We start from the raw sequence: 25,178 nt of genomic DNA, 5'->3' as shown, positions 1-25,178 counted from the left end.
ATTGGAGCATCCGGCGCTGCCGATTGGAACACGTAAGCACTAATTGGCATATGCCAAAAAATGACACAACGTGATACGTTTATATCCGGCAAAAGATTGCACGGGCAATCGATGGGGGATGAATCCTGGGTGTCCGCGTCGGAGGATCGCCCGTTGAGCTCCTGCTCGGCGTGTGTTCTAGATGGTGTCCGAGGTGTGGCAAGGCTTCATCCGAAGTGGGCAACACGCGGCCGGGGCGCCGTCTCGGCGAAACTCCGAGCTCGTCGTTGAGGTTCGGATCTGGTCCCGGTTCCAGGTGGTCATCGTGGGTGGCGATGGCAAGTCGAGTGCTGGGTTCTCCGCTGGTGCCTCACGCGGCCGAACGGGTGACCGGCCGGAATCGCTGGTTCGGCGGATTTCGGAATGAACATCATTGTGGGTGGAGCGCCTCGATTGCTCGGGCCTAGGTCGTCAGGTTCCGTCCGCGGGCCCGGCGTCGCGTCGTGGCTCCGCGCTCATGCCTGCGACGGACGGTCCAAGCCGTGTCCGAACGGGAAAACCGGTGATCGGTGCGTGTTCAGGGGTGGTTCACCGGGGCGACGTCGTGGTGTCGGGTCGGCTCCACGCGGTGGCGACACGATGTGCCGGACGTACGCCGAGCCGAGGAGCCGCAGTGAAGCCTGACCGCCGTCTGCTGATCGCCCTGGCCGCCACCGGCCTGACCGCCGCCGCCGCGATCACCGCGCCGAGCGCGTTGGCGGGCCCGGGGGCGCGCGCCGCCGAGCTGCCCGACCCCGCGAGCTACGACGCCGCGATCGCCTGGATCCCCGACACCCAGTACTACTCGGAGAGCCACCCCGAGCACTTCGACGCGCAGACCCAGTGGCTCGTCGACAACGCCGCGGAGCGCAAGATCGGCTACGCGACGCACACCGGCGACATCGTCGACGACTCCGACGACGATGACCAGTGGAAGAACGCCGACGCCAGCATGAAGAAGCTGGACGACGCGAAGTTCCCGTACGGCGTCGTCGAGGGCAACCACGACGTGGACGGGCGGTACGAGGACTACTTCGGCGACGACCGGTTCGCCGGTTCGCCGGTGCGCGGCGAGTCGTTCGAGAACAACCGCCAGCACTACGACCTCGTGGACGTGGCGGGCAAGCAGGTCATGATGCTGTCGCTGACCTGGGACATGCAGGAGGAGGACTTCGCGTGGGCCGAGCAGGTCCTCGCCGCGCACCCCGACACCCCGGTGATCATCAGCGTGCACGCGTACCTGGAGACCGACGGCTCCTACAGCGAGCAGGGCCAGGAGATCTTCGACCGGATCGTCGAGCCGCACCGCAACGTGAAGGCCGTGCTGTGCGGGCACAACCACGGTGCCACGCACAACGTGAAGGACCTCGGCGACGGCCGCACCGTGCCGGAGATCCTCGCGGACTACCAGAGCGCGCCCGAGGGCGGGCTCGGCTACCTGCGGCTGCTCCAGTTCGACGTGGACGCGGGCAAGATGATCGTCGACACCTACTCGCCGTCCGAGGACGACTCGGACTACTTCGACGGCGAGGACGACTTCACCGTCGACCTGGACCTGAACACCACCGAGTGAGGCCGTGCGGGGGCGCCGCGCGCGCGGGCGCCCCCGCCACGCATCGTGCACGGGCCGAATTCCCGTGGTCCGGCCGCCGGCCCGGCGGCTAGCGTGGGTCGTAATCGCGCCGGGCCTGGCCCGCCGAGACGACCACCCGACGCGTACGGGGCCGCGAAGAACGACTCCCATCGAATCCGCAGCATCACCGAGGCACCGGTGGACGGAACGGAATTCGCCTGCCGGGTTCGTGGGAAGCAGGTAATGACCATGCAAGTGAAGAGCATCTTCGTCTACAGCTCCGGCGGCTGGGGCCGGCACCGGCGCCACGGCTGGGGCTGGGGCTGGGGTCACGGCTGGGGCCACGGCTGGGGCTGGGGCCACGGTTGGGGCTGGGGCCACTGGGGCGGCTGGCGCAAGTGAGCTCCCGGCAGTGACGACCACGACCTGACGCGACGAACGACCTGACGCATCGCCGAGACGGCTCCCGCCCTCCGGTTCGCCGGAACGGGCGGGAGCCGTCTCGCGTGCGGTCAGTGCAGCGAGGTGAGCAGCTCGGAGCTGAACGGGGCCACCTCGTCCAGGCGCCCGGAGAGCACCTTCTCGCTCCACAGCGGGTCCGCGAGCAGTCCGCGGCCCACCGCGACCAGGTCGAACTCGTCGCGCTCCAGGCGTTCCACGAGTTCGTCGATGTCGGTGACCTCGGAGGTCTGGCCGCTGAACGCCTTGGTGAACTCCTGGTTCAGCCCCACCGAGCCGACCGTGATGGACGGCTTGCCGGTGAGCTTCTTCGTCCACCCGGCGAGGTTCAGGTCGGAACCCTCGAACTCCGGGCGCCAGTACCGCCGCGTGGAGGCGTGGAAGGCGTCCACTCCGGCCTCGACCAGCGGCGCGAGCACGGCTTCCAGCTCGTGCGGCGTGGTGGCCAGCCGCGCCTGGTAGTCGTACATCTTCCACTGCGACGTGCGGAACACGACGGGGAAGTCGGCGGAGACCGACCGGCGCACGGCGGCCACGACCTCGGCGGCGAAGCGCGTCCGCGCCACCGGGTCGCCGCCGTAGGCGTCGGTGCGCCGGTTGGTGCGCTCCCACAGGAACTGGTCGATGAGGTAGCCGTGCGCGCCGTGCAGCTCCACGCCGTCGAACCCGACGCGCTCGGCGTCCGCGGCGGCCCGGGCGAACGCCTCGACGACCGCGTCCAGGTCGGCCTGGGTCATGGCCTGTCCGGCCTCCTCGCCCTTGAGGTCGAGTCCGGACGGGCCCATCGGCGGCGCGTCCGGGAACGGCGGGGCGCCCGCGGGACGGGCCATGCCGACGTGCCAGAGCTGCGGCACGATCTTCCCGCCCGCCTGGTGCACCTCGGCGACGACGTTCTTCCAGCCGGCCAGCGCGTCCTCGCCGTGGAAGCGCGGGATCGAGTCGCTGAGCCCGGCCGAGGCGTGGTCCACGTAGGTGCCCTCGGTGATGATCAGGCCGGTGCCCGCGGCGGCGCGCCGCGCGTAGTAGGCCGCGACATCGGCGCCGGGCACTCCGCCGGGGGAGAGATCGCGCGTCATCGGTGCCATGGCGATGCGGTTCGGCACGGTCATGCCGGCCAGCGCGAACGGGCGGGACAGCGCCTTCGCCGCGCGGTCGGTGGTGCTGCTGCTGGACACGATCTCTCCTCGGGTACTGGTGCGATCTGCGTCCGCTACGCTAAAACCTGACGCTGACGTCAGGGGCAAAGAAATGTGTCCGAGGTTACCCGGGCGCGGCAGGAGGCCCCGGCGGCGCGGCGCACGAGACGAGGAGGCCCGATGCGGATCGGTGAACTGGCGGAGCGGACCGGGGTGAGCGTCCGCGCGCTGCGGTACTACGAGGAGCAGCACCTGCTGCGCGCCGACCGCACGCCCAGCGGGCAGCGGACCTACGCGGAGGCCGCGGCCGAGCGGGTGCGGCTCATCCAGCAGCTCTACAGCGCCGGGCTGTCCAGCAAGCTGATCCTCGGCCTGCTGCCGTGCGTGGAGACCGGTGAGGCCGACCCGCGCATGATGGACCGGCTCGTCGCCGAGCGGGACCGCATCGACCGGCAGGTCGACGAGCTGGTGCGGACCCGGGACCGGCTGGACGCGATCATCGGCTGCTCGCACGCCGCGCACCCGACGACCTCGGAGCGGGCCGCGTGAGCGGGGACCTGACCGGCCGCACCATCGTGCTCACCGGCGCCAGCGCGGGGATCGGCGCCGTCGCCGCCCGCGAGCTCGCCGCGCGCGGCGCCACCGTCGTCCCGATCGGCCGCTCGCCGGAGAAGACCGCCGCGGTCGCCGCCGAGATCGGCGTCGAGCCGCTGGTCGCCGACTTCGCCTCGCTGGCCCAGGTGCGCGAGCTGGCCGACCGGCTGCTGGCGCGCTGCCCGGCCATCGACGTGCTGGTGCACAACGCGGGCGGCATCGTCCCGGACCGCCGCGTCACCGAGGACGGGTTCGAGCTGACGCTGCAGAGCAACTACCTCGCCCCGTTCCTGCTGCAGTCGCTGCTGCACGAGCGGCTCAGCGCGTCCCGCGCGCGGACCGTGGTGACCAGCAGCATGCTGCACCGGGCCGCCCGGATCTCGTTGCAGGACCTGGACTTCTCCCGCCGCCGCTACTCGTCGTTGCAGGCCTACGGGCAGGCGAAGCTGGCGGAGGTGCTGTTCGTCAAGGAACTCGCGCGGCGCACCCCGGACACCGGCATCACCGCGGTCGCCTTCCACCCCGGCACCGTCGGCTCCGGCTTCGGCCGGGACAGCGGCGGCGGGATCGCGCTGCTGTACCGGACGCGGCTGGGCCGGACGTTCCTGCTCGGGCCGGAGCGGGGCGCCGAGCCGCTGGTGCACCTGGCGGCGGATCCGGGCGAGGTCAACGGGAGCTACTACCACCGGATGCGCCCCGCAGCCACCTCGCGGCAGGGCCGGGACGCGGACCTGGCCCGCCGGCTGTGGCAGACCACCGAGGCACTGCTCGGCGCCGAACCCCACCCCGGAGTGCGGTGATCGCGGCGCCGGCCGATGGGTGAGACGACCGGCCGGGCGAGCCGCGGACCTCGGGTGTGGCCGCTGTACGCGGGCGGGGTCCTCGGTCCCTACGGCAGCACGATGATCACGCCGATGGTGCACGAGGTCGCCGTCGGGCTGGACAGCTCGGTGACGGTCGCCGCGGCCTCCGTCACCGTCTACATGGTGCCGTTCGCGGCGCTGCTGCTGGTGTCCGGGACCCTCGCCGAGCGCTGGGGCCGCGGGCGGGTGGTGCGCGCCTCGCTGGTGGTGTTCGGGCTGGTGTCGGTGCTGTGCGCGGTGGCGCCGACGATGGAGGTGTTCCTGCTCGGGCGGGCCGTGCAGGGCGCGGCGAACGCGTTCATCACGCCGCTGCTGGTGGCCTCGATCATCGACTCGGTGCCGGAGGAGCGGCGCGGGCGCGCGCTCGGGTGGTTCGCGGCGATGCAGGCCGCGGGGCAGGGGTTCAGCCCGCTGCTCACCGGGGTGGCGGCGGCCTGGCACTGGCGGCTCGCGTTCGCCTTCCCCGCGCTGCTGGCGGGGGTGCTGGTGCTGCTGCCACCGGACGCGGCCGCCTCGGCGCGCCGGGCCACCGGTGCGGTGTCCTGGCGGGTGCTGTTCAACCGCAGGCTGGGGCTGGCCGCGGCGCTGTCGTTCCTGAGCTACCTGGGGGCGATCGGGCTCACCGTGCTGGTGGTGCTGCGGGTCGCGGACGACTTCGGTTTCGGTCCGGTGCAACGAGGTCTGGTCAGCGCGGCGTTCGGTGCCGCCGGGGTGGCGGCGGCCGGGCCGCTGGGCCGGTGGGCGGAGCGCTCCGGGCCGCGGGGGCGGGGGATGGTGTTGAACGGGCTGCTCGCGGCCGGGTTGCTCGCCGCCGCGCTCGGCCCGGGGCCGCTGCCGGTCGTCGCGGGGGTGCTGGCGGCGGGTGCCGCGGTCACCGGCATCCGCACCATCGTCAACGAGCTCGCCGTGACGAGCGCCCCGTCGAACCGGGGCGGGGCGGCGTCGCTGGCGCTGGCGGCGCAGTTCTTCGGCGGGGCGCTGGCGCCGGTGCTGTGGGTTCCGCTCTACGACCTGGACGCGCGCTGGGGTTTCGCCGCCACCTGCACCGCCCCGTTGGCCGCGCTCCTGGTGCTGCTGGCCGCGACCTCGCTCCGCCGAGCCCCCGGACCACTCGGGTGAATGGCCCATTCGCCCGTTGTGACCGGGCCGATGGGCCATTCACCTGGTGGATCAGCCGGCGGTGCCGGGTTCGCCGAAGCGGGACGCCGGTGCGAGGCCGAGGTTGTCCCGCAGCGTCGTACCGGTGTACTCGGTGCGGAACACGCCGCGGTCCTGCAGCAGCGGGACCACCCGATCCACCACCTCGTCGAGGCCGGACGGGCTCACGTGCGAGCCGAGGATGAACCCGTCCACCGCCCCCTCCCGCACGTAGCGGTCGATCTCGGCGGCCACCGAGGACGGGGTGCCGACGAAGACGTTGCGGTCGAACACCTTCGTCACCACCTGCCGCAACGTGAGCCCCTCGCGGCGGCCCAGCTCCCGCCAGGCCTCGGCGGTGGCGTGCGCGTCCTGCGTCAACGGCGCCCGGCCCTTGATCCACTTGGGGGCCTCGGGCGTCGGCTCCAGGTCCGGCACCGGCCCGTCCGGGTCCACATCGGACAGATCCCGGTTCCACACCGTCTCGGCCAGCACGATCGAGGTGAACGGGTCCACCTGGCGGCTGCGGATGTCGGCGTGCCGGTCGCGGGCGTCGGCCTCGGTGTCACCGAGGATGATCGCGGCCGACGGCAGGATCTTCACCTCGTCCGGGTCCCGGCCCGCCTTGCGCACCCGCGCCTTCACGTCGGTGTAGAACGCGCGCGCCTCGTCGAACCGCTGGTATCGGGAGAAGATCGCGTCCGAGTTCGCCGCCGCGAAGTCCCGCCCCGCAGGCGATTCCCCGGCCTGCAACACCACCGGATGACCCTGCGGCGACCGCGGCGTGGCGAACCGCCCGGCGATGTCGAACTGCTCGCCGCGGAACGCGAAGTCGCCGACGTGCTCGTCGCGCAGGAACCGGCCGGTCGCCCGGTCGGCCACCACCGCGTCCGAGCCCCACGAGTCCCACAGCCGCCGCGTCGCCGCCAGCGTCTCCCCGGCCCGCTCGTAGCGCTGCGCGGGGTGCAGGAACCCGCCTCGCCGGAAGTTCTCCCCGGTGGGCGCGTCGAAGCTGGTCACCACGTTCCACGCCGCCCGCCCGCCGGAGAGCAGGTCGAGGGTGGCGAACTTGCGGGCCAGCTCGTACGGCTCGTTGAACGTCGAGTTGATCGTCCCGGCGAGCCCCACGTGCTCGGTGACCGCGGCCAGCGAGGCCAGCACGGTGAACGTGTCCGGGCGCCCCACCACGTCCTGGTCGAAGATCGCCTCGCCGCGGGTGCGCAGCCGCAGCCCTTCGGCGAGGAACAGCAGGTCCAGCTTGCCGCGCTCGGCGGTGCGCGCCCAGTGCTCGAAGGACGCGAAGTCGATGTGGCTGCCCGAGGCCGGGTCGCTCCACACGGTGTCGTGGTTGACGCCGGGGAAGTAGGCGCCGAGGACCACCTGCTTGGCCGCGCTCATCGGGCCACCTCCGCGGTGTTCGCGTACCTGCTGGCCGGGCGCGCCAGCCCGAAGCGCTCGCGCAGGCTGACGGTGTCGTACTCGGTGCGGAACGCGCCGCGCCGCTGCAGCTCGGGCACCAGCCCGTCGGCGAGCGCGTCGAGATCGGTGGGCAGCGCCGCGGGCCGCAGCCGGAACCCGTCGAGCTCCGGCGACGCCGCCCGCCACTCCTGCAGCACGTCGGCCAGCTCCGCAGGGGAACCGGTGACGATCGCGGCATCGGAGCGCAGCGGCGCACCGGCCAGCTCGTCGAGCCGCCGCACCCGGTCCCGGGCGGCGGCCGCGTCCGCGTCCACCGCGACGACCAGTTCGGCGAGGACGCGCAGCGGAGCGCCGGTGCGGCCCACGGCCCGTTCGGCCGCGCGCACCTCGGCGACGATCCGCGGCACGTCGCTCGCCTGCTGCGGCGTCACGAGGACCACGTCCGCCGAGCGGGCCGCCAGCTCGTAGGCGGTCCGGCCGTGCGCCAGCACCACCACCAGCGGCTGGCCCTGCGGCGGGCGCGGCACGATCCCGGGACCGCGGACCGAGAAGAACCGGCCGCTGAAGTCGACGTGGTGCAGCTTGTCCCGGTCCAGGAAACGGCCGGTGGCGGCGTCCCGGATCTCGGTGTCGTCCTCCCAGCTGTCCCACAACCGGCGGACCACCTCGACGGCATCCGCGGCCTCCTCGAACAGGTCGGCCACCGCGGCGTCGACCTCCGGGGTGCCGAGGAGCTCGCGGCGGATCTCGGGCAGGGCGCGCCGCCCGAAGTGCGCGGTCTCGTCGGAGCGCACCGAGCTCTGCACCCGCCAGCCCGCGCGGCCCAGGCTGTCGTGGTCCAGCGTGGCGAGCGCCGAGGCGAGGTGGAACGGCTCGGTGTGCGTCGTGGTGACCGTCGGCACCAGGCCGATCCTGCTGGTCAGCGGCGCGACGAACGCGGCGATCAGCTCCGCGTCGAGCCTGCCGCGCACCCGGTCGGTGCGGCGGTCGGTGGTGCTGAGGTGGTCGTCGGACTGCAGGCCCAGTGCGTCTTCGATCGTCGCGAAGTCGAACAGGCCCCGTTCGGCGGCGCGGACCAGCGCCGTCCAGTAGCCGGGGGTGAACAGCGCTTGTGGCGTGGCCTGCGGATCGCGCCACGCGGCGGGATGCCACCCGGCGCCGTCGAGCGCGACGGCCAGGTGCAGCGGGTGCTCGGGATGTGCGGACATGCGGGGACGGACCTCCTGCGGAGGGAGCGGAACCGGACGCGAGCGAGCTGCTCAGCGACAGGCCGCGCTGGCGATGCGCAGCAGGTCCACGTGCCGTCGGCGGGCGCCCCGGAAACCGGGGCCGCGCACGGTGTCCCGCATCGGTTCCTCCCTCGCCGGGCGGTGGCGAGCCGGGTTTCCCGCTCGCCGCACCGAGAACTCTACGTTCGCCGCGCCCCACCGCGCCGCTGTGGCCACGATGCGGGACGCCGCTGGTGGCGGGCCCGGAAACGCGGAACGGCCCGCGGCCGGTGGTGCGCCGCGAGCCGTTCCGGTGCGGCGGTCGGGCCGCCGCGGTGTCCGGTCAGTCGGTGATCTCCCGCTCGTCGGCGTCCGCGTCCGAGTTCGCCAGGTGCCGCTCACCGGAGCGAGCGCCCCAGAAGTAGATCAGCAGCGCGCCGACGGCGACCAGCGCGCTGTCCAGCGGCGCCGGAATCAGCTCGGTGCCGCCGAAACCGCCCAGCGCCGAGATCGCGAACAGCACCACCAGGTAGGTGATCAGCCACGCGCTCTGCCGCAGCTGCGCGAGGAACGCCCCGCGGTACTTGGTGATCAGCGCGAACAGCGGCACCGCGAGCAGCGCCAGCGGCAGCACCACGCTCAGCTTGTCCCACTTCGACCAGTAGATGATCTCGGCGGACACCACGAAGCTCAGCGGCGTGAGCCAGCGCATCCCCGGCACCCAGCCGGACACCGCGTCCGGGCGGGCCCGCCGGAACGCCGCCGCCGACACGGCCGCCACCGAGTAGTTCAGCAGGAACAGGTTGCCCGCCACGCCGATGATGTCCTGCCAGCCGTCGAACGGGGCGAGCAGGATCAGCGCCAGCGTGAAGTTCACCAGCAGCGCAGCCCGCGGCACGCCCGACCCGGCGTGCACCTCGGTGACCCGCTTCGGCAGCGCGCCGTTGCGCGCCATCGCGTAGGTGACGCGGCTGTTGCCCGCGATGCCGACCAGCAGCGCCCCGCCAGGGGAGACCACCGCGTCGGCGTAGAGCAGCGCGGCCAGCCAGCCCAGGTTCAGCAGCAGCGCGAGCTCGCCGAACGGGGAGCTGAAGTCGATGCCGTGCCAGCCACCGGCCAGCGCGCTCTCCGGCACCGCGTACAGGAACGCCACCTGCAGGCCCAGGTACAGCAGCACCGCCAGCCCGATCGCGGTGAGCACCGCACGCGGGATGTCGCGGCGCGGGTCGCGGGCCTCGGCGGCCAGATCGATCGTCGGGGCGAAACCGTTGATGGTGTAGATGATCCCGGCGGTGGCGACCGCGCTCAGCGCCGCCGTCCAGCCGTACGGGGCGAACCCGCCGCCCGCGGCCACCGGGTCGCCGCCCTGGGAGAACCCGGATGCCAGCAGCGCGACCAGCGTGATCACCGGAACGCCGAACTTGATGGCGGTGAGCGCGAAGTTGACCCGCGCGAACAGCCGCACGCCGAACCAGTTCAACAGCATCACCAGCGCCAGCAGCGCGGCGGAGAGCACCAGGCCGGGCGCGGTCAGCGCGTCGTCCTCGTAGAGCCACGGCAGGTAGTGGCTGGCGTACTGGGTGATGGCGGAGGCCTCGGCCGCGGTGGCGCTGCTGGTGGCCAGCAGCACCGACCAGCCGACGATCCCCGCGGTCAGCGGGCCGTTGGACAGGAACGGCCAGCGCACGATGCCACCGGCGACCGGGCGGCTCGCACCCAGTTCGATGAGCACCAGCGCGATGAGGGTGAACGCGGCGCCGCCGACCACCCAGGACAGCAGCGAGGCGGGGCCGGCGGCTTGCGCGGCGTACTGGGCGCCGAACAGCCAGCCGGAGCCCATGATGCCGCTGAACCCGATCGCGGTCAGGCTCCAGAAGCCGAGCTCCTTGCGCAGGCGGGGGGAGTGCGCCGAACCGTCCGATGTGGACGTGGTGTCGGCGGGTGGTGCTGGGCTGTTCATGGTGGTTCTCGGCTTCCCGGGGTCAACGGCGGACGCGCGCGGGCACCCGAGGTGCGGGGCGCGTCACGGGGAGAATCGGTCCGCGGCGGCGATGTCCGCGGGACCCGAGCACTTCCTGATCAAGTGCGTGATCGTTTGTACCCGAGCGGACGGGGCCCCGCAAAACCCGCCCGGAGCGCCGGAAAGCGCTGCCGACGGCACTTCGCGGGCGTACCACATCGTGGGAAGGTTCGTTCCAGGTTCGGCGCGGAACCGGCCGCGAACCGGGCGAAGCGGACGGGTCAGGCCGCGGTGACCGCCGGGAGTTCGGGGTGGACGGTGACCCGCAGGTCGCCGCGACCGATCTCCAGCACCTGGCGGTACGGCAGCAGCGTCCAGTCCGCCTCCGCGGACGGCATCCCGCTCGAACCGACCGCGACCCGGTCCGCCGTGGCGTGGTAGCGCAGCCGGAAGAAGTCCGGCCCGCGGCGCTTGCTCACCTCGGACTCCGGGTCCTCCTCGGAGTACGCGTACAGCGCGTCCTCGGTCAGCAGCAGGCAGTTCAAGCTGGCGAATTCGGTGGCACGAGCCCGGATCCGCGCGGCCGCCAGCGAGATCGCCGTGGCCGGGTCGTGCTCGCGCAGCAGCGCGCGCAGCAGCAGGAAGTAGCGCTCCGAGTCGGTGTTGCCCGCCGCGGTGGCCAGCAGCTCGCCCGGGATCACCGCGTCCAGCGCGTCCTTCGGGGCGAAGAAACCGTTGTGCGCGAAGGCGATTCCCGGCGCGATGAACGGGTGCGTGTTCTGCGGTGCCACCGGTGAACCGGAGCTGGCGAGCCGGATGTGCAGCAGCCCCGAGTCCAGCTCGGTGCGGGTCGCCGCCTCGAACCGGGCCGAGTCGTGCGCCGCGGCGACGTCGCGCGCCACCGCCGCCTCCGCCCCGGACCAGGACGCGATTCCCCAGCCGTCCGCGTGTTCCCGGGACAACTCCAGGATTTCAGGGATTTCCTCCGCCAGCAGGTCGCCGAGCGTCGCGGGTTCGCGGGCGACGACACCGAGCAAACGGCACATGGCTACTCCCTGGGAGCGGGGCGGTCGGGGACGGCGTCGGGAAATCCCTCACCGGGAATCCCGTCACCTGGGAGCAAAACTACGCCATCCGCCGATCACCGGTCGCCGTGCGGTGCGCCGCACCCGAGGACGTGAGCGTGCTCACGCCGCCGGATTCCGGGTGCCGGGGCCGGGACCACCGGGACCCCGCCGCGGTCGCACCGGCCACCGCGCGGCGTCCCTGGGCACGCCCGGTCCTGCGGGACGCCGTTCGGCGGGTTTCGGCGTGCCGACGGGACGAATCCGGTGCGGCGCGGCGGAAATCTCGCCGCGGGGGCGTTCCGATCATCGGTTGTGGCGACATCTCCGCAGGTGGCAGCCTCGTAGTCGTTCCGAAGGGGAGTAGCCCGCAATCCCGCTGTCGACATGCTGAGAACCCCGCGTTCTCCGGCGGCGGGGCCCGGCCGAAGCCGGGTGGGCGAGACCTTCGGCCAGCCGTCGCACCGCCTGGCCGAGACCCCCTGGACGTCCCGGCGAGGCGCCACCGTCCAGGAAGGACCCCCGTGTTCGTCAAGCTGCTGCGCCCGATCGGGCTGTGCGCCGCGCTCACCGCGCCCGCGCTCGTCGTGCGCGCCACCGGAGCGGCCCCGGCGCCGCTGCTCGGCCTGCTGCTGTTCGGCATGGCCGTCGTCGCCGCCTCGTTCGTGCTCGCCTGGGCCGCCGAGGCCGCGCAGGTCGACATCTCCGGTGGCCTGGCGATCGCGATCCTCGCCGTGATCGCCGTGCTTCCCGAGTACGCCGTCGACCTGTACTTCGCCTACACCGCGGGGTCGAACCCCGAGTACGTCGCCTACGCGGCCGCGAACATGACCGGCTCGAACCGGTTGCTGCTGGGCCTCGGCTGGTCCTCGGTGGTGCTGATCGGGCTCGCCGTCGCGAAGAAGCGGACCGGTGCGACGGTGCGCGAGCTGACCCTGGACTCCCCGTATCGGGTGGAGCTCGGGTTCCTGGCCATCGCCTCCGTCGTCGCGTTCGTCGTGCCCGCGACCGGGCGGATCTCGCTGCTGCTCGGCTTCGCCCTGCTCGGGTTCTTCGTCTTCTACCTGTGGAAGGTCTCCCGCGCCGAGGTCGGGGAACCGGACCTGGTCGGTCCGGCCGCCACCATCGGCCGGCTGCCGCAGCGGCCGCGCCGAACCCTGGTGGTGGTGCTGTTCGTGTTCGCCGCCGCCGTCATCCTCGCCTGCGCCGAACCGTTCGCGCACAACCTGATCGCCGCGGGCACCGAGCTCGGCATCGACCGGTTCCTGCTGGTGCAGTGGCTGGCGCCGCTGGCCTCCGAGGCGCCGGAGTTCATCGTGGCGATCCTGTTCGCGATCCGCGGCAAGGGCGACGACGCGATCGGCACCCTCATCTCCAGCAAGGTGAACCAGTGGACGTTGCTCGTCGGCAGCCTCCCGCTGGCCTACCTCGCCGGTGGCGGCGGCACTGCGCTGCACCTGGACGCCCGGCAGATCGAGGAGTTCCTGCTCACCGCGACCCAGACGCTGCTGGGCGTGGCCGCGCTGCTGGCGCTGCGGTTCCCGCGCTGGGCGGCGTGGACGCTGCTCGGGCTGTTCGCCGCGCAGTTCGCGCTGCCCGGCCAGACCGCGCGCTACGTGCTGTGCGCGGTGTACGCGGTGCTCGCCATCGCGGCGCTGATCCGCAACCGGCACCACGTCCTGCCGACCCTCGCGGCCCCGTTCCGCCGCAGCACCGACGACGAGGAGAGCCCGCGGCCCATCACCACCGGCACCTGACGGTCGCTCCGCACACTCGTCGTCGAACTCGACCGCAGGCGGCCTTGCAGTGTCTTGTCAGCGGCGAAGCCGCTGAGCTACCGACCACCTGATCAACCGGACCACCGGCGGGTTCTCAGCGGTTCCCTCGCGAGGACAGCGATTTCGCTGTGTACGGGCTTGGTACATGAGAAATCGATCCCGCAGCGAGGGAACCGCTGAGGTTCCGCTACCCGAGTGCTATGCAAACCCGGTTCAAAGGCAGGCAGTGAGGTTCCGCCACCCGAGCCCTACGAAACGGGATCAACTCACCCCGGCACGCAGGGTCTCCGCGATGCGGGCTGCTGATGTGCCCATCCCGGTCGCACCGCCCAGCACCGCGGCCGCCACCACCGGCGCCGCCGCGGGCTGCCTGCGCAGCGCCGACTCCTGGTAGCGGTAGCAGCCGTCGTGCCACACCAGAATCCCGGACAGCCAGTTCCGCAGCTCCTCCACGTAGCCGAGCAGCACTTCGCGGGCCGCGTCGTCCAGGTCGAACTGCTCGAACAGCGCGGGCAGCTCCTCGGCCACCACGTGCTGGAACTGGCTCATCCGCGCGTTCATCAGGTCCACGACGACCCGCACCGCGTGGTCCTTGTCGCAGTCCAGGAAGTTCTGCACCACCAGGATGCAGTTGTGCAGCTCGCCCTCGTACTCGATCTCCTTCTGGTACGAGAACACGTCGTTGAGCAGGCACGCGTAGTCCGCCGCCGAGTTCTCGATGGACCGCAGCGTCCGCGTCCGGTAGATCTCCGGCGGCACCACGTTCCCGTGCGAGAGGCGGCACAGGCTCATCGTCAGGTCCGAGCCGAACGTGCGGCGTCGCATCTCGATGTAGTCCACCGGGTCCGGAATCCGGTTCTGCAGCTGGTTCCCGAGCTCCCACAACCAGCTGTCGATCATCACGACGATGGTGCGGCGGAACGTGCGGCGCGCATCGGTGCCCATCGGCGCGGTGGTGCGCCGCCACAGGTCCAGCAGCGACACCTCCAGCGCGTTCGCCGGCTCCGGCACCGGCTCGTCCTCGACCGGCATGAACAGCGGCAGCCGCTCGGTGCACACCTTCGCGGAGGCGTAGTCGCCGGTGCGGCCGAACACCACCGGGTAGAAGTCGTCGCCGTAGGTGCCCCAGGCCAGCCAGTCGGTGGAGAGGTCCAGCTGCTCGGCGCTCGCGTCCGGGTGGATGCCGGAGGCGCACAGCGCCAGGTCGAAGTCCCGGATCAGCTGCTCGGTCCACACCGAACCGTCCAGCAGGCCCATCCGGTGCGCCCACTCCACGGTGTGCTCGCGCGCGTGGTCCAGGTGCGGGCTGGACTTCGCGGTGAACGGCATGTCCATCGCCTGGCGCGGCACCGGGCCCACCGGCTGGTACGGCTGGTGCCGGAACGACCGGGCGCGTTGCGGCGCGGTGCGCAGCAGCGAGGTGGCGATGTGCGCGGCGGAGGTGCCCAGCCCCGTCGGCCCGGACAGCCCGTTCGCCGGGACCGGGTCGTCGCGGGTCTCGCCGTTCATGTAGCGGCTGGAGCGCAGGTGCCACTCGTGCCCGCCGGACTGCCAGTCCTGCAAGCCCTTCACGTAGGCGAACACCCCGGCGCGCGCGGCCGGGTCCACCTGGTGCTCCTCGAACAGGGCGGGCACCTCGGTGAGCGCGGTGTGCTCGAACTGGTGCAGCCGCGAGGTCAGCAGGTCGTTCACCGCCTCCGCGGCGTCCTGCGTGGCGCAGTCCAGGAACCGCTCGAACACGAGCACCCCGTTGGACAGCTCGCCCTCGTCGAGCACTTCGCGCTCGTAGGAGAACAGGTCGTTGCGCAGGTGCACCGCGTCGGAGAACGTGTCGCGCAGCACCTCCATCGGCCGGGTCGCGGCGATCTCCGCGGGCACCTCGGCGTTCACCGCGTGCTCCACCAGGTTCGCCGACCAGGGGGCGCCGCCGACCTTGCGCCGCATCTCCACGTACTCGATGGGGTTGGACAGGCGGCCGCGGTTGATGTTGTGCAGCTCCCACAGCGATTCGTCGAGCAGGTTGCGGGTGCTCTCCACGAACCGCCGCCGCCAGTCCGCCGACCGGGCGGGCACGGTCCGGTTCCACAGGTCGGCCAGGCCGCCCTCGACCGGGTTGCGCGGCGTCTCGGTGATGGGCCCTTCGATCGGCATGAACAGCGCCAGCCGGTCCAGGTGCTCCTGGGCGGCGGCCATGTCGTGGGTGCGCTTGTACAGCTCCAGGAAGTGGTCGTCGAAGTAGAAGACCCACACGTACCAGTCGGTGACCAGGTCCAGTTCGGGGCCGGGCGCGTCGGGGTGGGTGTAGGCGCACAGCAGCGCGTAGTCGTGCGCGTCGAAGTCCTGCTCGTCCCAGATCGCGATGCCCTGCTGCGGGACGTCGATCATGTCCTGCTGGTAGGCCCATTCCTTGGTGTGGCGGCGGGCGCGCTCCAGGTGCGGGTTCAGCCTCGCCGGATGAGCCACGTAGAACTCGGGCAGCTGGAACGGTTGCACGTGCGCACCTGTCCTAACTCCGCCGGGGCGGGCGGGGGTCGGCTGGGGCCGTCGGGATGCGCCGTCCGGCCCACGGGGAGTGGTCTCGGTGGAGCAGGCAACCAGGTTTCGAGCAACGGGCCAAGATCGCGACGACAGGTGCACTCGATCGAGAGGGAACGTCTCACCCGCCCGGCCCAAGGCCCCCGGGCAGAACCCGTCGCGCACCGTCAACGCCGTGGCCTGATCGAGTGGTGCGCCGGGGCGGGAGTCACCTCCCGAAGGGGCGTCGCGGCGCCGTCGGCCAGCATGGCGGCGAGCTCGGCGAGCGTGTGGTCGAAGGCGTCCCACAGGTCGAGGTGGATGTGGTGCCTGCTGCGCAGCTGCAGCTCCAGCTCGGCGATCTCGGCCGGGTCGAGCTCCAGGTGGTCGCGGATCCGGTCCTCCGGGTGGCGGGCGCACGGGGCGAAGCAGAGGTCGCTGAGGATCGCCTGGGCGCGGGCCAGCTCGTCGCCGCTCATCGCGGCACCGGCGGAACCGCGGCACTGCATAACGGGATGCGCATCGTGTTCTCCTGGATCTCCGCGGGAGCGGGGGAGCGGGCGCCTGCGCGCCGTCGCGCCGGGACGGGAATGCGTTGCGGCGCAGGGATTTCCGCGCGACCGGGATCGTGGATCGGGTCTCCCGGCGCGCACCGGCGATCGACCGCCGGAAGGCGCGGCCGAGCATGGCAGCGCCGTCGTGCGCACGGCAAGGAAGATCGGCGACGGCTACCCGTTGGGGGGAGGTGCACCGCGCCGACGGGGTCGGTCGTGCGAGTGCGGATCCACCGTCGGTGATCAGGAGCGGTCCGGTGCTCACTCGACGCGGGGACGCAGGAAAACGCTTTCGGTGGTGGTCACCGCAGGTCCGATGCGTCCATGATGGATCGATCCCGGCCCGCCTGCGGCGAACGCGCCCCGGACGAGGAGGTCCGGGCCCCGCGGTCAGTCGCGCGGATCTCCGCCGACCGCGATCCGGCGCAACGACGCGCCCCTTCAGATCCGCACATCCCGCCCCGCGACAGGGGTCCCCGACCGCTTCCCGAATTCGGCGTTGCCGCGCCCCGGGCGCCTCCCGGCCCGGGCGCTCGGGTGCCGCGGGGCAGCGGTGGGAACAGCGAAGGAGTCGAGTCGATGCGTGCACAAGAGCAACCGGGACTGCACCGGGTCCCAGCGGACCGCGAACCCGGTCACGGCTGGGGCGGTCTGCGGGCCGCGCTGGCGCACCCGGACCGGGGCACGGCCGATGCCGCCTTCACCCGGCTCGCCGAACAGCTGCTCGACCCGGCCGCCGTGGGCCCGGCCGACCTGGTCGGGCCGATGGAGGTGCTCACCGGCCCGCCGCACCCCAACCGGCCGCGGGTCGCGGTGCTGCTCGGGCTGCTCGCCGGGGAGGACGCGACCCGCTCGTACCTGCCCGGACAGATCCGGGACGTGTTCACCGAACGCCTCGACGCGCCGCTGCGGCTGCTGGAACGGCCCGACACCGAGCAGTGCCTGCGCACCGCGGTGCTGTACCTGCTGGCGCACTTCCCGGCGCACCGCGATCGCATCCTGCCGGTGGCGGGGCGGATCACCGACGAAGCGGAGCTGTCCCGCATCCGGCGTTGCCTGACCGCCCCGGACCTCACCGATCCCACCCGCACCGCCCAGCTCGGGCGGTCCTGGCCGTCGCCCGATTTCTGGGAGCCGCTCGTGCCGGTCACCGGCCCCGCCCGGGCCGGTGCGGAACTCGCGGACCTGTGGGAGGCGGAGACCGCGGCGCTGCTCGCCTACCAGGGCGCCCGCGCCGAACACCAGGTGCAGCAGGAGATCGGCTGGCCGGAGCTGCCCGATCCGCCCCAGTTCACCGGGACCGTGCCGCCCGGCGCGTACCGGCGGCTGCTGGAGCACGACCCGGTCGCGGTGCGCGACGCCGAACTGCTGCGCCCCGAATCCGCCACGGTGCCCGGAGCCAACTGGGACCGGACCGTCTCGGTCCGCGACGAGGACGCCTACCTGCGCCGGAACCTGCGTCCCGCGCCCGGCCCGGTGCTCGACGTGGCGTGCGGCGCGGGCCGCTGGACGCGGGTGCTGGCGGAGCAGGTCGGCCCGGATCGCGTGCTCGGCCTGGACTCGGCGGCGGCGCTGCTGGAGGTCGCCCGGTTCGCGGTCCCCGGCGTGCTGTTCACCGAGGGCGACGCCCGCGCCCTGCCGTTCCCCGACGGGTTCCTCGGCGCGGTGAACTGCTCCGACGCGCTGCACGTGCTGCCGGAGCCGCGGCGGGTCATCGCCGAGATCGCCCGCTGCCTGCACCCGGCGGGAACCTTCACCGCCACCACCTACCGGCCCGGCACCCGCTCCTTCCAACGCCACTTCCAACGCTGCCACGAACGCATCTTCGGCCTGCGCTCCTTCGACCTCGACGACCTCGCGCGCGCCTGCGACGAAGCGGGCCTGGACGTGGTCGACGCCGGCGGCCCGAGCACCTTCCTCTTCCTCACCACCAGAAAACGAGCGTGATCGGTCACCCCGGGACGTGCGGGTTCGCACGTCCCGGGGAGGCCGTCAGACCTCGAGGAGGTCCTCGATGGTGATGGGGATGTGGCGGACGCGGGTGCCGGTGGCGTTGTAGACGGCATTGGCGACCGCCGCGGCCAGGCCGACGGTGCCGATCTCGCCGACGCCCTTCGCCCCCACCGGGTTGTGCAGGGTGTCCGGGTGCTCGACGAACTGCACGTCGATGTCGGGGATGTCGGCGTGCACCGGCAGCAGGTAGCCGGCGAAGTCCCCGTTGGCGATGCGGCCGTTGGGCTCGACCTCCATCGCCTCGTGCAGCGCCGCCGAGACGCCCCAGATCATGCCGCCGCTGAGCTGGCTGCGGGCGGCCTTCTCGTTGATGATCCGGCCCGCGTCGAACACCCCGAGCAGCCGGGACACCCGGGCCTCCCGGGTCCAGCGGTGCACCCGGACCTCGCAGAACTGGGCGCCGAACGAGCTGAACGAGTGCTTGGTCAGCTCCTCGCCGGGCGCGGTGGAGCCGGTTTCCGACAACGAGTCGCGGCCCACCGCCCGCAGCAGCTCGCCGAACGGCATGCTCCGCCCGTCGGCGAACACCTGTCCGTCCGCGTAGGTGACCTCGGCGCCCTCGAACGGCGCGCCGGGCGCGGCCGCCAGTTCCAGCAGCGAGTCGAGCACCGTGGAGGCCGCGAGCATCACCGAGGAACCCGCGCTGGCGGTCGCCGTGGAACCACCGGACATGCCGCCCGCGGGCAGCGAGGAGTCGCCCAGCTTCGGCGTGACCCGTTCCGGCGCGATGTCCAGCGTCTCGGCCCCCACCAGCGAGAGCACGGTCAGCAGACCGGTGCCGGGGTCGGCGCCGCTGGTGGCGACCTCCGCCCTGCCGTCCGCGGTGAGCGTGACCCGCACCGAGGCGGGGAAGCGCAGCGCCGGGAACATGGCGGTGGCGGTGCCGAGGCCCACCAGCCAGTCGCCGTCGGTGCGCCCGCGCGGGGTGCGCTGGTCCCAGCCGAAGCGCTGGGCGCCGATCCGGTAGCAGTCGTCGAGGTACTTCGCCGACCACTGCAGGTCCTTGCCGGGCGGGGCGATCGAGCTGTTCCGCATCCGCAGCTCGATCGGGTCCATCTCCAGCGCCACCGCGAGTTCGTCCATCGCGCTCTCCAGCGCGAACGACCCGGGGGCTTCGCCGGGGGCGCGCATGAACGTGGTGGGCGGCAGGTTCAGCGGCACCATCTTCTGCCGCAGCGACAGGTTCGGGGTGGCGTACCACTCGCGGGAGGTGCCGTGCGAGGTCGGTTCCACGAAGGAGCGGTCCATGCCGGTGCTGCACCACGAGTCGTGCCGCACCGCCACGAGCGTCCCGTCCGCGTCGGCGCCGAGCGAGACCTCCTGCACGGTGGCGGCGCGGCCCGCGGTGGCGGTGAACACCTGCTCGCGGGTCAGGGAGGCCTTCACCGGCCGGCCGAGGTCGCGGGACGCGGCGGCCGCGAGGAACGCGGGCGCCGAGGTGCGGCCCTTGCCGCCGAACGCGCCCCCGACGTACGGGTTCAGCGCGTGCACCCGGGACATCTCGACCCCGAGCGCCATCGACAGCTCCGCGGCCTGCATGTCGGAGCCCTGCGTTCCACTGTGGATGGTCAGTCCGGTGGAATCCCAATACGCCACGGCCGAATGTGGCTCCATCGGCGCGTGGTTCTGCGGTGCGGTCGAGTAGGTCTCGGACACCACCACGGCGCTGGCGGCCAGCGCGTCCTCGATGGACTCGACGCCGTCGGCGAGGATGTCCAGGGACGGGCCGCCGCCGTGGTCGGAGCTCGGCGCGTCCTCGGCGGTCGCGAGCCCCTCCGCCAGCGAGGTCAGCGCGGGCCGCTCGTGGTAGGCGACCTCGATGAGCAGCGCGGCGTCGCGCGCCTGCTCGAAGGTCTCTGCGACCACGAACGCGATCGGCTGCCCGTAGTACGCGACCTCCTTGTCCTGCAGCGGAACCCAGGTGTCGCCGAACGCGGGGAGCGTCGGCGTGCTCAGCTCCAGCGGGTCGAACGGCGAGTACACGGCGAGCACCCCGGCGGCGGCGCGGGCCGCGGCGAGGTCCATCGACGCGATCTCGCCGTGCGCGATGGTGCTGAGCGCGAGGTATCCGTAGGCCGTGCCGGGCAGGTTGTGGTCCACCCCGTACTTGGCCCGGCCGGTGGCCTTGACCGGCCCGTCGAGTCGACTGGGCATCAGCGGTCCTCCTCGGTCAGTTCGAGCAGCGCGCGGATCACGGTCCGCTTCAGCAGGGCCGGCTTGAAGCCGTTCGCGCCTCGCGTCCGGGCGCCGTCGGCGGCCGCACCCGCGGCGCGCTCGAAGGACTCCTCGGTGGCGGGGGCGCCGCGCAGCGCCTCTTCGACGGCGTGCAGCCGCCACGGCACGGTGGCCACGCCGCCGACCGCGATCCGCGCGTCGGCGATGCGGCCGTCCTGCACGTCCAGCGCGACGGCGGCCGAGCACAGCGCGAACTCGTAGGACTGGCGGTCGCGCACCTTGACGTAGGTGGAGTTCGCGGCCCAGTCCAGGCGCGGGACCACCACTTCGGTGATCAGCTCGCCCGGGCGCAGGTCGTTCTCGACGTCCGGGGTGTCACCGGGGACGCGGTAGAACTCGGCGAGCGGCACGGTGCGGGCGCCTTCGGAGCTCAGCAGCCGCACTTCGGCGTCGAGCGCGGTGAACGCGACCGCGACGTCACTGGCGTGGGTGGCCAAGCAGGAATCACTGGTGCCGAGCACCGCGTGCATCCGGTTCGCCCCGTCCAACGCGGGGCACCCGCTACCGGGTTCGCGTTTGTTGCAGGGCATCGCGACGTCGCGGAAGTAGGTGCAGCGGGTGCGCTGCAGCAGGTTCCCGCCGATGCTCGCCATGTTCCGCAGCTGCTGGGAGGCGCTGAGCAGCAGCGCCCGCGAGATCATCGGGTAGACGCCAGGGTGCGCGGCGATGTCGCTCATCCGCTCCAGCGCGCCGATCCGCAACCCGTCGGCGGCGTCGAGGCCGCGCAGCGGCAGCTCGTTGATGTCCAGCACCCGCTGCGGGGTGAGCACGTCCAGCTTCATCAGGTCGACCAGCGTCGTGCCACCGGCCAGGAAGGTGGCCGGTTCCGCGGTGGCCGCTTCGACGGAGCCGGGGGTGGTGAGCTCAAACTGTCGCATCGGTGCCCCTCGCTTGGTCGATCGCGGCGATGATGTTCGGGTAGGCCGAGCAGCGGCACAGGTTGCCGGACATGAACTCGCGGACGTCGGTGACGTCCTGGTCGATGGCCGCCTGGGCCGACATGATCTGCCCGGAGGTGCAGAACCCGCACTGCATGGCGTCCTGGTCGACGAACGCCTGCTGCAGCGGGGTCAGCTCCGCGTCCTCGCCCAGTCCCTCCACGGTGGTCACCGGTGCTTTCACGGTGGCCGCGAGGGTGAGGCAGGAGAGCACGGGGCGGCCGTCCACGTGCACGGTGCACGCGCCGCACTGGCCGCGGTCGCAGCCCTTCTTGGGTCCGGTGATGTCGAGTCGTTCGCGGAGCGCGTCGAGCAGCGTCACGCCGGGTTCGGCGTCGAGCTGCTCCTGGCTGCCGTTGACTTCGAGTGAGATGTGCAAAGGAACTCTTCTCCGCCTGTACTGCGCCCCGGAGCCGGGCGGCATGATGTGGTGGGGGCGTTGGCTACGTCGCGCCGGGAACCGGATAAAAATCCGCTGTCCGATATCGAGATTAGCGGATTAGTATCCGGTCGGCAAACGTGTGCGGAAGTGGCCGGTATTCGCAGGTCGGGAGGCTCTCAGCGGCAGAGCGGAAACGGGAGGAACGATGAGCACGGGTGCGGTGAACCACCGGCGTGCGGACACGCGGCGCAACCACGAGCTGATCCTCGCGGCGGCCGCGGACTCGCTGTCGAGCTGTGGCGAGGTGTCGTTCAACGCGATCGCCAAGCGGGCCGGAGTCGGCGTCGGCACCGTCTACCGCCACTTCCCGGCCCCGGAGGACCTCATCCTCGCCGTCTACCAGCGCGAAGTGCGGCACCTGGTCGACGTGGTGCCCAGCCTGCTGGAGAGCCACCCGCCGGAGCAGGCGTTCCGGGTGTGGACCACGGACCACCTGGCGCACTACATGATGACCAAGCGCGGCCTCGCGAACGCGCTCAGCGCCGCCACCGCTGCCCGCGGCGAACTGCCGAAGACCGCGCACGAGGCGATGGTCGGCTCCGTCGCGGCGCTGCTGGCCGCCAACGCCGAAGCCGGCACCGTCCGCGCCGACCTCGACCCGGAGGTCGTGCTGCGCGGCCTCGGCGGCCTGCTCTTCCTCGACCAGCACGGCGCCTGGCGCGCCCAGACCGAGGACCTCATCGACCTGCTGTGGCGCGGGATGTCCCGCTGCTGCCCGGAGAACGACCGGTGACCGGACCGCGACGAGCGATCCCCGGGACGGGGGAGCGCTCGCGCTCGGCGACCTGATCGACCCCGCCGCGGATCGGCGGCACGGCCGCCGGGTCAGCGCACGAACAGGTTCCAGACGTTGCCGATCTTCTTGTAATCGCACTCGTTCCAGTTCCCGGCGGCCTTGCCCGCGGCGCACTGGGCCTCCAGCGCCGCCTTGTTCGTGCTGCTGCCGACCGGTCGCCAGTCCGCGGCCATGGCGGCCGGTGCGGCGACGGAGAACAGGCAGCCGGCCAGCGCGGCGGTGGTCAGGATCTTGCGCGTCATCGGACCTCGCTCGTGATCGGGACGGCCTCGGAACCGAGGCCGCTGCGCGTCCCAGTCAACCCGATCCCGCCCGCCCCGGAGCCTCGCGTCCGTGAGCGGAGGGAATCCCCTCGCCCGCCCGTCAGCGTCGCGTCGCGAAACAGAGCTCGGTGGCGGTGCGGAAAATTCCGGTGACGCGCTGGACGATGCCGCAGCGTTCCGCGGATCGCGTCGGCCCGGATCGAATCCGGAGGGGTGGGGGCCGGTCGCCCGCAAGATCGAGCGGTGCGGTCTCCCCATCAGCCGAACCGAACCGCACCCGGACGTGCGGCTTGTCGACCGACCCGCTCTGGCGCGGGATGGCCCGGTGCTGCCGGGGAGCGGGCCGCGCCGCGCGGTCACCGGGCCCCGGCCCGTCCGGTCGTCGCGATAGGGCGGCTTCGTCTGGACGATCCCGCTGCGGTTCGGCAGCTCCACGGTCGTGCCGTTGGACACCATGCCGGCCGGTTGCGCTTTCGCGCGGGTGAACCCGACTACCTTGGTCACCGACACCTGCCGGAACTCGCTGCTCGGCGGCCCGGTGGGCGGTTCGCTGCTGGGTGCGTCGCTGTGGATCGGCGGGGTGCTGCTGGTCTTCGTCCCGCTGTCGGTGTGGAAGTACCGGCGCTACACATGACGAGTCGAGAGGACGGTGCGGTGCGCACCATCAAGTTGTTCTGCTTCCCGCACGGCGGCGGGGGCACCGCCGACTACCGGGGCTGGCCGCTGGGGCCGGGGATCGAGACCGTGCCGGTCGCGCTGCCCGGCCGCGAGGCACGCATCGCCGAACCGCCGCCGACGGACATGGCGGCGCTCGCCGATCAGCTCGCCGCCGAACTGGCGCCCGAGCTGACCGGGCCGTACGCGTTCTTCGGGCACAGCATGGGTGCGGCGGTGGCCTGGGAGGTCGCGCACCGCACCGATCCGCTGGCGGTGCTGGCTTCCGGGCGCCGCGCGCCGCACCTGCCCGCCCGCGGCCGCCGGATGGGCACCCTCTCCGACGCCGGGCTGCTCGCGGCGGTGCGCGACATGGGTGGAACGGCCCCCGAAGTGCTGGCCGACCCGGAACTGGTGGAGCTGTTCCTGCCGACGCTGCGAGCGGACCTGCTGCTCAGCGAAACGTTCCAGGCGCCCGCCGACCGCCGGCTGCGCTGCCCGGTGGTGGCCATGGTGGGCGAGCAGGACTCGGCGATCAGCGCGGAGGAGTTCGCCGGTTGGCAGGAGTCGACGACGGGTCCGTTCCGCAGCCGGGCGTTCCCCGGCGGCCACTTCTACCTGTCCCCGGACGTCCTGGCCGCGATCCGGGAGGACGTGCTGGGCTTCGCCGGGGCCTAGTGCCGCGGGCGCTTCTCCGCTGATCGGAAGCTCCGGGACGTGCGCACGGCGCGGTGGGTTCGCGGACGTGCCCGGCCAGGGCCGAACCCGGTGCGGCGGGCGAGGAAGCGGATCGGTCGAAGCAGAGGTGACGTGACCGGGATCCGGCTTCGTCCGCCCGGGCGGCCGGGCTGCGTGCTCGGTCCGGTGCGGCCCGCGGTGGAGATCGAGGGCCGCACCGCTGCCGTCCGAGGTGTCCGGACCGCCCGTCAGCGCCGCGTCGCGAACCAGAGCTTGGCGATGGCGACGGCGAAGAGGACCCCGATGACGCCCTGGACGACGAAGCTGAGCACGTTGACCAGGAACACCGGTCCGGTGGGCAGGGTGCAGAGCTCGGAGAGGACCAGGGCCGCCGGCCAGGAGGCGATCAGCAGCGCCTTCTGCCGCCGGGACCAGGAGCGGTTCACGGCCACGAGGATCGTGCCGCAGAGCCAGGCCGCGAACGAGAGCACGATGGTGGCGGCCGCGGTGGCCCCGTTGATCTCCCAGTCGGCGTCGGCGTCGAAGCCCGCGGACAGCGCCATGAGACCGCCGATGAGGTAGGTGAGCGAGCAGGCACCGGCCAGGGCGAGGCAGGCCAGCGCGGCGGCGAGCACGGAACCCTGCCGGGTGGCCTGTGCGCGACCGGGCTCGACGCCCGCCTCCGCGGCGACCTGCTCGGGGGTGCCCATGCGTTCGATGGCGTCGTCGACGGTGGCCGCGTCCGCGTCCGGACCGACGGTGGCCTCGAAGTGCTCGTGCACGCCGGCGATCACGTCGCGGCGGACCGATGCGGGCGCGTCGCGCAGCAGGTCGTTCAGCTCGTCCAGGTATGCGTGCACGCGGGAGTGGGTCTTGGTCATG

Annotated in this window: 22 protein-coding genes; 10 read left to right on the top strand and 12 right to left on the bottom strand. The window is 72.5% G+C overall.

Going from position 1 to position 25,178, the window contains the following annotated elements:
* Positions 1–652 precede the first annotated feature (652 nt).
* Both AC29IT_RS27785 and AC29IT_RS27780 read left to right on the top strand, forming a co-directional pair.
* Entirely contained in the window at positions 653–1,591 is a 939-nt protein-coding gene (locus AC29IT_RS27785; RefSeq protein ID WP_488220639.1) for a metallophosphoesterase, read from the top strand.
* 243 nt (positions 1,592–1,834) lie between these two features.
* A complete protein-coding gene (locus AC29IT_RS27780; RefSeq protein WP_358437176.1) occupies positions 1,835–1,993 on the top strand; it encodes a hypothetical protein in 159 nt (52 codons plus the stop codon).
* Between the two features lie 110 nt (positions 1,994–2,103).
* Here AC29IT_RS27780 and AC29IT_RS27775 read toward each other — a convergent pair whose 3' ends face one another.
* Positions 2,104–3,225, bottom strand: a complete 1,122-nt coding sequence (locus AC29IT_RS27775; RefSeq protein ID WP_488220638.1) for an NADH:flavin oxidoreductase — start codon at positions 3,223–3,225, stop codon at positions 2,104–2,106.
* A gap of 141 nt (positions 3,226–3,366) precedes the next feature.
* Here AC29IT_RS27775 and AC29IT_RS27770 point away from each other — a divergent pair, with 141 nt between their 5' ends.
* Genes AC29IT_RS27770 through AC29IT_RS27760 form a run of 3 tightly spaced genes read left to right on the top strand, consistent with a single transcriptional unit; the run spans position 3,367 to position 5,762 of the window.
* Positions 3,367–3,735 carry a MerR family transcriptional regulator gene (locus tag AC29IT_RS27770; RefSeq protein WP_488220637.1) on the top strand — a complete coding sequence of 123 codons (369 nt, stop codon included), beginning with the start codon at positions 3,367–3,369 and terminating at the stop codon, positions 3,733–3,735.
* Positions 3,732–4,580, top strand: a complete 849-nt coding sequence (locus AC29IT_RS27765; RefSeq protein WP_488220636.1) for an SDR family NAD(P)-dependent oxidoreductase — start codon at positions 3,732–3,734, stop codon at positions 4,578–4,580. Before AC29IT_RS27770 ends, AC29IT_RS27765 begins: the two co-directional genes overlap by 4 nt.
* Before the next feature lie 15 nt (positions 4,581–4,595).
* The gene (locus tag AC29IT_RS27760) at positions 4,596–5,762 is read left to right on the top strand and encodes an MFS transporter (RefSeq protein WP_488220635.1); all 1,167 of its coding nucleotides are present in this window, start codon (positions 4,596–4,598) and stop codon (positions 5,760–5,762) included.
* 51 nt (positions 5,763–5,813) lie between these two features.
* On the opposite strand, the gene AC29IT_RS27755 is transcribed toward AC29IT_RS27760, so the two are convergent.
* The 4 genes from AC29IT_RS27755 to AC29IT_RS27740 all read right to left on the bottom strand — a co-directional run bounded on the left by AC29IT_RS27755 (position 5,814) and on the right by AC29IT_RS27740 (position 11,413).
* Positions 5,814–7,178, bottom strand: coding sequence for an NtaA/DmoA family FMN-dependent monooxygenase (locus AC29IT_RS27755; RefSeq protein WP_488220634.1), 1,365 nt, complete (start codon positions 7,176–7,178; stop codon positions 5,814–5,816).
* On the bottom strand, positions 7,175–8,407 hold the full coding sequence (locus AC29IT_RS27750) for an LLM class flavin-dependent oxidoreductase (RefSeq protein ID WP_488220633.1): 1,233 nt from the start codon (positions 8,405–8,407) through the stop codon (positions 7,175–7,177). Before AC29IT_RS27750 ends, AC29IT_RS27755 begins: the two co-directional genes overlap by 4 nt.
* Positions 8,408–8,750: 343 nt before the next feature.
* Positions 8,751–10,367 (bottom strand): APC family permease, encoded by a 1,617-nt coding sequence (locus AC29IT_RS27745; protein ID WP_488220632.1) that lies wholly within the window; start codon positions 10,365–10,367, stop codon positions 8,751–8,753.
* Positions 10,368–10,648: 281 nt separating this feature from the next.
* On the bottom strand, positions 10,649–11,413 hold the full coding sequence (locus AC29IT_RS27740; RefSeq protein WP_488220631.1) for a class II glutamine amidotransferase: 765 nt from the start codon (positions 11,411–11,413) through the stop codon (positions 10,649–10,651).
* 542 nt (positions 11,414–11,955) lie between these two features.
* Here AC29IT_RS27740 and AC29IT_RS27735 point away from each other — a divergent pair.
* Complete coding sequence (locus AC29IT_RS27735) at positions 11,956–13,188, top strand: sodium:proton exchanger (protein ID WP_488220630.1); 1,233 nt, start codon at positions 11,956–11,958, stop codon at positions 13,186–13,188.
* Between the two features lie 282 nt (positions 13,189–13,470).
* Here the strand turns inward: AC29IT_RS27735 and AC29IT_RS27730 are convergent, their stop codons facing one another.
* Together AC29IT_RS27730 and AC29IT_RS27725 are read right to left on the bottom strand one after the other, a co-directional pair.
* Complete coding sequence (locus AC29IT_RS27730) at positions 13,471–15,702, bottom strand: terpene synthase family protein (RefSeq protein WP_488220629.1); 2,232 nt, start codon at positions 15,700–15,702, stop codon at positions 13,471–13,473.
* Between the two features lie 209 nt (positions 15,703–15,911).
* Complete coding sequence (locus tag AC29IT_RS27725; protein WP_358437234.1) at positions 15,912–16,202, bottom strand: hypothetical protein; 291 nt, start codon at positions 16,200–16,202, stop codon at positions 15,912–15,914.
* Between the two features lie 654 nt (positions 16,203–16,856).
* Here AC29IT_RS27725 and AC29IT_RS27720 point away from each other — a divergent pair.
* Positions 16,857–18,224, top strand: a complete 1,368-nt coding sequence (locus AC29IT_RS27720; protein ID WP_488220628.1) for a class I SAM-dependent methyltransferase — start codon at positions 16,857–16,859, stop codon at positions 18,222–18,224.
* 45 nt (positions 18,225–18,269) lie between these two features.
* On the opposite strand, the gene AC29IT_RS27715 is transcribed toward AC29IT_RS27720, so the two are convergent.
* Genes AC29IT_RS27715 through AC29IT_RS27705 form a run of 3 tightly spaced genes read right to left on the bottom strand, consistent with a single transcriptional unit; the run spans position 18,270 to position 21,842 of the window.
* Positions 18,270–20,444 carry a xanthine dehydrogenase family protein molybdopterin-binding subunit gene (locus AC29IT_RS27715; RefSeq protein ID WP_488220627.1) on the bottom strand — a complete coding sequence of 725 codons (2,175 nt, stop codon included), beginning with the start codon at positions 20,442–20,444 and terminating at the stop codon, positions 18,270–18,272.
* Positions 20,444–21,403: an FAD binding domain-containing protein gene (locus AC29IT_RS27710; protein ID WP_358437243.1), complete on the bottom strand. Its 960-nt coding sequence runs from the start codon at positions 21,401–21,403 to the stop codon at positions 20,444–20,446. The genes AC29IT_RS27715 and AC29IT_RS27710 overlap by 1 nt, the downstream gene beginning before the upstream one ends.
* Positions 21,390–21,842: a (2Fe-2S)-binding protein gene (locus tag AC29IT_RS27705; RefSeq protein WP_358437246.1), complete on the bottom strand. Its 453-nt coding sequence runs from the start codon at positions 21,840–21,842 to the stop codon at positions 21,390–21,392. Before AC29IT_RS27705 ends, AC29IT_RS27710 begins: the two co-directional genes overlap by 14 nt.
* Positions 21,843–22,050: 208 nt before the next feature.
* On the opposite strand from AC29IT_RS27705, the gene AC29IT_RS27700 reads away from it, so the two are divergent.
* On the top strand, positions 22,051–22,638 hold the full coding sequence (locus tag AC29IT_RS27700; RefSeq protein WP_358437249.1) for a TetR/AcrR family transcriptional regulator: 588 nt from the start codon (positions 22,051–22,053) through the stop codon (positions 22,636–22,638).
* 92 nt (positions 22,639–22,730) lie between these two features.
* Here the strand turns inward: AC29IT_RS27700 and AC29IT_RS27695 are convergent, their stop codons facing one another.
* Positions 22,731–22,943: a hypothetical protein gene (locus tag AC29IT_RS27695; RefSeq protein WP_358437251.1), complete on the bottom strand. Its 213-nt coding sequence runs from the start codon at positions 22,941–22,943 to the stop codon at positions 22,731–22,733.
* A gap of 466 nt (positions 22,944–23,409) precedes the next feature.
* Here AC29IT_RS27695 and AC29IT_RS27690 point away from each other — a divergent pair, with 466 nt between their 5' ends.
* Together AC29IT_RS27690 and AC29IT_RS27685 are read left to right on the top strand one after the other, a co-directional pair.
* The gene (locus AC29IT_RS27690) at positions 23,410–23,598 is read left to right on the top strand and encodes a hypothetical protein (RefSeq protein WP_488220626.1); all 189 of its coding nucleotides are present in this window, start codon (positions 23,410–23,412) and stop codon (positions 23,596–23,598) included.
* Positions 23,595–24,296: a thioesterase II family protein gene (locus tag AC29IT_RS27685; protein WP_488220625.1), complete on the top strand. Its 702-nt coding sequence runs from the start codon at positions 23,595–23,597 to the stop codon at positions 24,294–24,296. The genes AC29IT_RS27690 and AC29IT_RS27685 overlap by 4 nt, the downstream gene beginning before the upstream one ends.
* A gap of 248 nt (positions 24,297–24,544) precedes the next feature.
* Here the strand turns inward: AC29IT_RS27685 and AC29IT_RS27680 are convergent, their stop codons facing one another.
* Positions 24,545–25,177, bottom strand: coding sequence for an HAAS signaling domain-containing protein (locus tag AC29IT_RS27680; protein ID WP_488220624.1), 633 nt, complete (start codon positions 25,175–25,177; stop codon positions 24,545–24,547).
* Position 25,178: the final 1 nt, after the last annotated feature.

This window comes from Saccharopolyspora sp. MMCC62, assembly GCF_057736575.1.
Note: the sequence above shows the minus strand (reverse complement) of the source record. Positions and strands in the feature narration are given on the sequence as shown.

Excerpts from the sequence above, each read along its gene's own strand:
- AC29IT_RS27720 (WP_488220628.1), top strand. The coding sequence starts at position 16,857 with ATGCGTGCACAAGAGCAACCGGGACTGCACCGGGTCCCAGCGGACCGC.
- AC29IT_RS27680 (WP_488220624.1), bottom strand. The coding sequence starts at position 25,177 with ATGACCAAGACCCACTCCCGCGTGCACGCATACCTGGACGAGCTGAAC.
- AC29IT_RS27700 (WP_358437249.1), top strand. The coding sequence starts at position 22,051 with ATGAGCACGGGTGCGGTGAACCACCGGCGTGCGGACACGCGGCGCAAC.
- AC29IT_RS27725 (WP_358437234.1), bottom strand. The coding sequence starts at position 16,202 with ATGAGCGGCGACGAGCTGGCCCGCGCCCAGGCGATCCTCAGCGACCTC.
- AC29IT_RS27750 (WP_488220633.1), bottom strand. The coding sequence starts at position 8,407 with ATGTCCGCACATCCCGAGCACCCGCTGCACCTGGCCGTCGCGCTCGAC.
- AC29IT_RS27685 (WP_488220625.1), top strand. The coding sequence starts at position 23,595 with ATGACGAGTCGAGAGGACGGTGCGGTGCGCACCATCAAGTTGTTCTGC.
- AC29IT_RS27710 (WP_358437243.1), bottom strand. The coding sequence starts at position 21,403 with ATGCGACAGTTTGAGCTCACCACCCCCGGCTCCGTCGAAGCGGCCACC.
- AC29IT_RS27780 (WP_358437176.1), top strand. The coding sequence starts at position 1,835 with ATGACCATGCAAGTGAAGAGCATCTTCGTCTACAGCTCCGGCGGCTGG.
- AC29IT_RS27715 (WP_488220627.1), bottom strand. The coding sequence starts at position 20,444 with ATGCCCAGTCGACTCGACGGGCCGGTCAAGGCCACCGGCCGGGCCAAG.
- AC29IT_RS27695 (WP_358437251.1), bottom strand. The coding sequence starts at position 22,943 with ATGACGCGCAAGATCCTGACCACCGCCGCGCTGGCCGGCTGCCTGTTC.
- AC29IT_RS27745 (WP_488220632.1), bottom strand. The coding sequence starts at position 10,367 with ATGAACAGCCCAGCACCACCCGCCGACACCACGTCCACATCGGACGGT.
- AC29IT_RS27740 (WP_488220631.1), bottom strand. The coding sequence starts at position 11,413 with ATGTGCCGTTTGCTCGGTGTCGTCGCCCGCGAACCCGCGACGCTCGGC.
- AC29IT_RS27755 (WP_488220634.1), bottom strand. The coding sequence starts at position 7,178 with ATGAGCGCGGCCAAGCAGGTGGTCCTCGGCGCCTACTTCCCCGGCGTC.
- AC29IT_RS27770 (WP_488220637.1), top strand. The coding sequence starts at position 3,367 with ATGCGGATCGGTGAACTGGCGGAGCGGACCGGGGTGAGCGTCCGCGCG.
- AC29IT_RS27760 (WP_488220635.1), top strand. The coding sequence starts at position 4,596 with ATGGGTGAGACGACCGGCCGGGCGAGCCGCGGACCTCGGGTGTGGCCG.